The organism is Pedobacter sp. 01N416, assembly GCF_056399685.1.
Genome location: NZ_JBFTRT010000210.1, coordinates 1 through 7870 on the forward strand (window position 1 = coordinate 1; position 7870 = coordinate 7870).

Here is a 7870-nt window from a genome sequence, read left to right on the forward strand (position 1 = left end):
GTATTGGTTACTGTTCCCAGGTCTTTATCGGCCTGAGTTAAGGTGTATACTTCAACATCGGTTGTAGTCGCTCCCGGAGCAAGTCCACCAGTTACTGTGATCACCTTGTTGTTTAAACCAAGCTTAGCATCGGTTAAAGTAATGGTATTTAAAGTATTGGTTCCTGTGTTCTTAATTGTAAACGTATAGGTTACCTGATTACCGCTAAATGCCGCTGTTTTAACCAAAGCTATAGCACCCATCACTGGAATCTGCGTTACAGTTGCCGTATTGTTGTTTTCAGCTGTACCAGAGATATCGCTAACTGAAACATTTGCCGGTGTTTGACCAGTAATGGTTGCACTGTTGGTTACGCTTGCAGCATCTTTATCTGCTTGTGTTAACTGGTAAACATAACTATCAGTTACTGTTGCGCCTGGAGCAAGTGTGCCAGGAATTACCCTGTTTAATCCAAGTTTAGCGTCCACTAAAGTGATGATGTGCAGGGTTACATTTCCAGTATTTTTAACGCTGAAATTGTAAGTAATGCTATTTCCATCAGTACTTAGCGTACCTGTTTTAACCAGAGTGATGGTAGATGCCGGAGCAATTAACGTTACGGTAGCGTCATCAGCAGCAGGCGTACCCGGATCGTCTGATCTAGGTTTATTCAACGTACCACCGTTTGGCGTTTGTGCTGTTGCCGAAGCCTGGTTGCTAAACGAACCTGCATTTACCTCGGTTAAGGTAATGGTGTGCCTTGCGGTTACCGTAACACTTACGCCTGGTGCCAGACTTGCTATGCTAACCGGAATGATTGATCCTGCATCGGCACCGACATCTGTAACCGCCACATTTGTTAGGGTTACGTTGCCTGTATTGGTTACCACAATGTTGTAATTAATTACATCGCCAACCTTGCTCACCGTATTGGTAGCTGCTTTGGTTAAACTTATTGCTGGAGCTGCTACCAAGCTTACCGTTACCGGAATAGTTACGGTAGTAGTACCACCTTTACCATCGCTTACAGTTACAGTGAAAGTATCGTTACCCACATAACCAGAAGTTGGTGTATAAGTATAAGTACCATCAGTATTTACCACTACTGTACCATGTGCTGGCGGAGTGCTTACTGTAAAAGTTAAAGCGTCGCCATCTACATCGCTTGCGGTTATTGTTCCGCTGGCTGCTGTATTTTGCGGTGTGGTAATGGCTGGCGAAGTTGCTACTGGTGCATCATTTACCGGAGTTACAGTTACTGAAATGTTTACTGTTGTTGTACCACCCTTACCATCGCTTACTGTCACGGTGAAAGTGTCGGCACCATTATAGTTAGGTGCTGGCGTATAGGTGTATGTACCATCCTTATTTACCACAACTGTACCATGTGCAGGAGGCGTGCTTAGCGTTAAGGTAAGTGGATCACCATCTGCATCGGTAACCGTTATTGTTCCGTTAATCGGGGTATCTTCAGGAGTAGTAATGGCAGGTGCACTTGCAACAGGTGCACGGTTATCTCTAATGTTAACAGTAGCAGGTATTGTACTTGCCGTGATTAATGCATTATTTGTTGTTGCATTCATCGTTAAAATTACCGTTTCATTTCCTTCGTTAAGATTATCATTAAGTACAGGAACAGGAACTGTTACCGTTTTTTGTCCGGCAGGTATGGTTACTGTTGTACCTATTGAAGTATAATCTGCACCACTTGTTGCTGTACCTGTTACGGTATACGTAATCTGCGTATCGGTTGTTGATACGTTACTTAAAGTAAAGGTAAACTGACCAGGTGTTGAAGGTTCTGCTCCATCGGCTGTTGTGCTTACTGTAACTGTTGTATTTGATCCATCCAGAATATTAATCGTTGCAGGAGCATTGCTTACCGTTACCGCAGGATTACCCGAAACGGTTAAGGTACCAATTACGGTTTCTGTTCCTTCTACAACTGCATCAGCTGATACCGGAATCGTAATGGTTGCCGTAATTTGACCAGCAGGAATAGTGACCGTTTTGGTTACAATCGGACTGTAGTCGCTGCCTTCTGTTGCTGTGCCACCTAAGGTATAAGTAAGCTGCGTATCGGTTGCTGATGCTTTACTTAATGTTACAGTGAAGGTTCCATTTACAGGCCCACTTTCGTTACCGTTTATACCTGCGGTAATTGTTGCTATCGAAGCATCGTTATCGATAATGGTTGTGCTTGCCGCATTTGTAGCAATAGTTACCAAACCACCTGTTATATTGCTAATGCTTGCGCTAAATGTTTCGTTCGTTTCAACAATATTATCATCGTTAATTGGAACGGTAAACGTTAAGGTAGCACCGGCAGCAGCACCTGCAGGGAATGTTAATGTTCCGTTAGTGGTGGTATAGTCTAAACCAGCTATTGCCGTTCCGTTGCTTGTTGCATAATCAACTGTAAATGCATTTTGAACAGCTGCATTTAAGGTAACGGTAAAGGTAGCAGTACCTGCCGCTTCGTTAACCGTTGGACTGGTAGAGATACTCACACTCGCATCATTGTTATCGGCAATATTGATTGTTGCTACAACATTGCTCACACTTACTGCTGGGTTTCCAGCGCTGGTTAATGTAGCTATAACTGTTTCAGTACCCTCAACAACCGCATCTGTTAATACCGGAATGCTAATGGTCGCTGTGGTTTGACCCGCAGGGATGATAATGGTTTTGGTAATCGCAGTATAATCGCTGCCCTCGGTTGCTGTACCTCCTAAAGTATAAGTAATCTGGGTATCGGTGGCGGATGCTTTACTTAATATTACGATGAACGTTCCGTTTGCAGGGCCGTTTTCGTTACCATCAATACCTGCCGTAATGGTAGCCACTGCAGTATCGTTATCAATAATGGTAGTGGTTACCGTACCCGTAACAATGGTTACCAATCCACCTGAAACATTATTAATTGTACCACTAAAGGTTTCGTTCGGTTCAACAATACTGTCATCATTTATTGGAACGGTAAACGTTAGGCTTGTGCCCGCAGCAGCACCAGCAGGGAATGTTAACGTTCCGCTGGTTGTGGTATAATCGAAGCCTGCAGTTGCAGTTCCATCACCAGTAGTGTAAGCTACCGTAAATGCATTTTGAACAGCAGCACTTAGTGTTACTGTAAACGTGGCTGTTCCTGCCGACTCATTAATGATTGGATCAGTTGAAATACTTACTGTTGCCGTATTGTTATCAATAATATTAATACTAGCCGGAACATTACTGATTGTAATTAAAGGATTACTAGAAGTTAGCAATCTAGCAATAACCGTTTCAGTACCTTCCACCATTGCATCGGTTAATACCGGAATGGTAATCGTTCCAGTAGTTTGACCTGCAGGAATGGTAATGGTTTTGGTTACAATTGTGCTATAATCGCTGCCTTCAGTTGCTGTTCCTGTTAAGCTATACGTAAGCTGTGTATCGGTAGCTGATGGATTATTCAAGGTAACTGTAAATGTTCCGTTAACCGGTCCGTTTTCATTTCCTGATGTACCTGGCGTTATCGAAGCAATTGAAGAACCACTATCGGTAATATTCACTGTTGCAGGTATAGTGCTGGCAATGATCGAACCGTTGTTCGTCGCGGCATTCATGGTTAAGATAACCGTTTCCGTTCCTTCCACAATATTATCATTTAATACCGGTACCGATACAGTTGCCGTAGTCTGTCCGGCTGGAATAGTTACGCTATTACCAATAGCTGTATAATCGGTTCCGCTGATCGCCGTTCCACTTAGCGCATAGGTAATTTTGGTATCGGTGGTCGATATACGATTTAACGTAAAGGTAAACTGACCTGATGTAGCAGGCTCGGCTCCATCTGCTGTTGCAGATACTGTTACCATAGCATCTGTATTATCTGTAATGTTAATGGTTGCCGGTGTACCGCTTACTGTTACCAATGGATTTCCAGAGCTCGTCAATGTCGCAATAACAGTTTCGGATCCTTCAACAATTGCATCGGCCGATACTGGAATAGTAATTATTCCAGTGGTTTGACCAGCAGGAATGGTGATGGTTTTGGTTACAATTGAAGCGTAATCACTTCCTTCAGTTGCTGTTCCACTTAAAGTATATGTAATCTGGGTATCGGTAGATGCTGGTTTACTCAAAGTAACTGTAAATGTTCCGTTTACTGGCCCACTCTCGTTTCCTGAAGTACCTGGCATAATACTTGCCATAGACGAGTCGTTATCGGTAATGGTTACCGTTGCAATACCGTCTGCAATGGTTACCAGTCCACCAGTTACATTACTGATTAATCCGTTGAAAGTTTCGCTTGGTTCTACCAGATTATCATCAATAACCGGCACAGTAAAGGTTAAGCTCGAACCTGCTGCAGAACCTGCAGGGAACGTTAATGTTCCGCTGGTTGCAACATAATCTAAGCCAGCAACTGCTGTTCCGTTCGACGTATTATAATCAACACTAAATGCATCCTGTACTGCTCCGCTTAAGGTTACGGTAAAGGTTGCCGTGCCTGAAGCTTCATCTACATTGGTTTGGAATAGTGAGATACTCGCAGCTACCGAATTGTTATCCAGAATATTAATGGTTGCAGGCGTATTGTTTACCGTTACCAAAGGATTATTGGTATTTGTTAAGGTAATCACCACCGTTTCATTTCCTTCTACCACTAAATCAGTTACCACAGGGATCGTTATTGTTCCTAAAGTTTGACCAGCTGGTATGGTAATGGTTCGGGTAATCGCGGCATAATCGTTGCCTTCGGTAGCTGCTCCGCCAACAGTGAAAGTAATCTGGGTATCAGTAGATGATGGATTACTTAATGTCACGGTATATGATCCGTTTACTGGTCCGTTTTCATTTCCATTTGTACCCGCTGTGATGGTTGCTACTGAAGTGTCGTTATCTGTAATGGTTACAGTTGCCGATGATGTACCAAGGGTAACTACGCCACCCGTAACATTGCTTAGTGCGGCACTTAATGTTTCTGATGGTTCAACGATGTTATCATCATTAATTGGAACCGTGAACGTTAATGTTGCACCTGCCACTGAATTTGCAGGAAAAGTTAAAGTTCCACTAGTGGGTGTATAATCTGCACCTGATGTTGCGGTACCATTGGCAATAGCATAATTCACGCTGAAGCCATTCTGTACGGCATTGCTTAAAGTCACAGTAAAGGTTGCTGTACCTGCGTTTTCATTAATTATTGGAGTGGTTGATAGGTTTACTTTAGCCACATCTTCATCAATGATATTAATTGTTGCCGTTGTGTTATTCACCGTAATTACCGGATTGCTTGAAGCTGTTAAGGTCGCAATTACCGTTTCGGTACCTTCGGCCAATACATCTGCCATTACCGGAATAGTAATGGTTCCTGTGGTTGCACCTGCAGGGATGATGATTGTTTTGGTAACGGCACCATAATCGGCACTTTCTGTTGCTGTTCCGCTTAAGGTGAAAGTTAATGTTGTTGGTGTAGCTGATGGATTACTTAGCGTAACATTAAACACTCCATTTACAAGACCATTTTCATTGGCATTGGTACCAGCAGTGATGGTTGCCACCGCGCTATCATTATCCGCAATATTTACAATTGCCGGACTTGCACCGATAGCAACTTCTGCCCCAACCACATTACTTAATCCAACGGTAAACGATTCTGAATTTTCAATCAGGTGATCATCAATTATCGGAATAACTACATTGAACACTGTACCTGCCGGCGAATTTGGCGGGAAGGTTATGGTTCCACTGGTTGAGGTGTAATCTAATCCAGATAGCGCTGTTCCGTTTGCTGTTTTATAATCAACAGTAAAGCTATTTTGAACTGCAATATTTAAGGTAACCGATAAAGTAACGGTACCAATTGCCTCGCCAATGCTGGCTGCGTTGATCGAAATACTTACGTTAGCTGTATTGGCATCGAGAATATTGATGCTTGCGGGCGTGGTATTTATTGTAATGGCAGGATTATTCGACGTACCCAAGGTAGCAATAACCGTTTCGGTACTTTCTGCTACTGCATCAACAATTACAGGAATACCGATTGTTCCGGTAGTTTGACCTGCAGGGATCGTAATCGTTTTGGTTACGATGTTAGTGTAATCGGCTCCCTCTGTTGCGGTTCCGCCCAAAGTATAGGTAATCTGTGTATCGGTAGCCGATGGATTACTTAAGGTTACTATAAATGTTCCGCTCACCGGACCAGTTTCGCTACCATTTGTACCTGGGGCAATGCTGGCCACAGCAGTATCGTTATCTGTAATGGTAACATTACTTGTTGACGTTCCTATGGTTACAAATCCACCTTGAATATTGCTTAGTACAGCACTCAAAGTTTCTGATGGCTCAACCAGATTATCATCACTAATCGGAACCGTGAACGTTAATGTTGCACCTGCCGGCGAATTTGCAGGGAATATCAATGTACTTGTAGTAGCGGTATAATCTAAACCAGCTGTAGCTGTTCCATCTACCGTTTTATAATCAACACTGAATGAGTTTTGTACTGCTGTACTTAAAGTAACCGTAAAGGTTGCCGTTCCAGCCGCTTCATTTATTGTTGGTGTGCTAGAAATGCTTATGGTAGCGGTATTGTTATCGAGAATATTAATGTTAGCAGGATTATTATTTACACTAACCAATGGGTTGTTTGAAGTACCCAAAGTAACTACAACCGTTTCTGCTCCTTCTACTACCGCATCTGCCAATACCGGAATAGTAATGCTTCCCGTAGTTTGACCAGCTGGAATGGTGATGGTTTTCACAATTGTGGTATAATCAATTCCTTCCGTTGCTGTTCCTCCTACGGTATAAGTCAGCTGTGTATCGGTTGCCGATGGATGACTTAAGGTTACCGTAAATGTTCCATTTAGCGGACCGTTCTCATTACCATTTGTTCCTGCCGTAATAGTGGCAATCGCGGTATCGTTATCCGTAATATTAACCGTTGCTGGTGTTGTACTTGCAGTAATAGAAGTATTGTTTGTTGTGGCAAGCATGGTTAACACCACAGTTTCGGTTCCTTCTACCAGGTCATCATTCAATACCGGCACACTCACCGTAGCAGTTGTTTGTCCTGCCGGAATGGTTACCGTTGTACCAATTGAGCTATAATCGGTTCCGCTTGTGGCAGTTCCATTTACCGAATAAGTAATCTTTGTATCTGTTGTAGAAACATGACTCAGGGTAAAAGTAAACTGACCTGCAGTAGTTGGCTCTGCACCATTGGCAGTAGCCGTTACCGTTATTGTTGCGGTGGTATTATCGGCGATATTGATACTTGCAGGTGTATTGCTTACCGTTACCAACGGATTACCAGAGTTAGTTAAGCTAACCACAACGGTTTCTGTTCCTTCAACAATATTATCGGTTAATACCGGGATAGTAATAGTACCAGTAGTTTGTCCGGCTGGGATAGTGATCGTTTGCGTTACAATCGGACTATAATCGCTACCCTCTGTTGCTGTACCAGCAAAAGTATAAGTAATGGTGGTTGGCTGTGATGATGGATTGCTTAAGGTAACTACAAATGTCCCATTCACCGGACCATTTTCAGCACCATTTGTTCCAGCAGCAATAGTGGCAACCGAACTATCATTATCAATAATGTTAACTGTAGCTGGCGTTGTACTTGCTGTAATTGAAGCATTATTGGTTGCAGCAGCCATAGTTAAAATAACTGTTTCCGTGCCTTCTGCAATATTATCATCCAGTACCGGTACACTTACTGTTGTAATGGTTTGTCCGGCAGGGATGGTTACCGTTGTTCCGATTGAGCTATAATCGCTGGTACTTGTAGCCGTTCCGGTTACGGTATAGCTAATTTGTGTATCAGTAGTAGCTACATTACTTAAGGTAAAGGTAAACAAACCTGGTGTTGCAGGTTCTGCCCCATTCGTTGTAGCAG

1 protein-coding gene is annotated in these 7870 nt (G+C 43.0%); it reads right to left on the reverse strand.

Annotated features, from left to right (window positions below; genetic code table 11):
- On the reverse strand, positions 1-7870 hold a 7870-nt coding region (locus AC1DND_RS13265), incomplete at both ends, for a Calx-beta domain-containing protein (protein ID WP_477582221.1).